The organism is Phyllobacterium chamaecytisi (assembly GCF_020164455.1).
In the GTDB taxonomy this organism is placed as follows: domain Bacteria; phylum Pseudomonadota; class Alphaproteobacteria; order Rhizobiales; family Rhizobiaceae; genus Phyllobacterium; species Phyllobacterium chamaecytisi.
The window spans coordinates 1-1,119 of record NZ_JAIQWW010000061.1 but is presented as its reverse complement, the minus strand read 5'-3'; the positions used below and the strand labels follow the sequence as shown (position 1 = coordinate 1,119).

1 protein-coding gene is annotated in these 1,119 nt (G+C 56.8%); it reads right to left on the bottom strand.

The annotated features are described in order from the left end of the window. Positions 1 to 40: 40 nt before the first annotated feature. Positions 41 to 1,051: an IS30 family transposase gene (locus tag LB462_RS30895; protein WP_224515940.1), complete on the bottom strand. Its 1,011-nt coding sequence runs from the start codon at positions 1,049 to 1,051 to the stop codon at positions 41 to 43. Positions 1,052 to 1,119 lie beyond the last annotated feature (68 nt).

Here is a 1,119-nt window from a genome sequence, read left to right as displayed (position 1 = left end):
TGTAGATTCCATCTGAAGCGCGACTTGCGATATCTGAAAGCTAGCCTGCCCGCCGTGTCTGTGCGAGCAGTTTTTGCCGGAAGACTTCTGCTGGCGTTTTATAGCCAAGGCATTTGCGTGGTGTTGCATTCAGTCTGTTGCAGATTTCCGTTAGATCACGGTCGCTGAGAGACAGAGGATCAACCTCTCTCGACAGCCATTTCCTGGCCCGTCTGTTGGTGTTTTCGACGGTGCCTTTTTGCCAGGGCGACTGCGGATCACAGAACCATGTTTGCGTTCCGATGCCTGCCTGCAGGTAAGGCCAATCGGTGAACTCGGTGCCACGATCGAAGGTGATCGAACGGCGGGCGAGATGGGGCAGGGATTGCAGCGCCTGGATCAGCCCATCCATAACAGGTTTTGACTGCCGGTCGTTGTTGCGCAGGAATACAGCAAACCGGCTGACGCGTTCAACCAGCGACGTCACGTTGGCCTTTCCGAACTTCTTGCGAAACTGCATGAGGTCACATTCCCAATGCCCGAACTGTTTGCGCTCGGCCACGACGTCGGGGCGGAAAAGAATGTTGACTTCCGGGCTGAAACGACGGCCATGGCGCCGTCTGGCATGCCTCGGCCGGCGTCTGGCCCGGTGCTCCGGCAGGTGCCGCCAAAGCTTGATCGCATGCCCGTCCGGCGAATAGGCGAACTTGTAGATCGTCTCATGGCTCACACAAATCGGATGCCGCTCCAGTTGCAGCCGGCCGGCTATCTGTTGCGGCGACCAGCCATGCATAATGCGCTCGATCACGGATTGGCGCAGATGCGAGAACCGTGCCAGCTTGCGCAGCTTGGCACGCCGGTCACGCGCCATGTCGTTGGCCGTCAGACAATAATAGCCATTGAGTTCGGGCATTTGCGAATCTGTGAAAGCATTGCGTCGCAGCTCGCGGAAAATCGTCGAGCGATGACGACCGAGCTTCTCGGCAATGACATCAACACTAATACCAGCCGTTCGCCATCGGGCGATCTTGCGGCGTTCATCCATATCAATCTGGGAGTAGGTACGTTCCATGGGCAAGTCCTTGCGAGTGATAAGCCATTGTTATCTATCGCAAGTCGCACTTCATCCTTGAACCCACC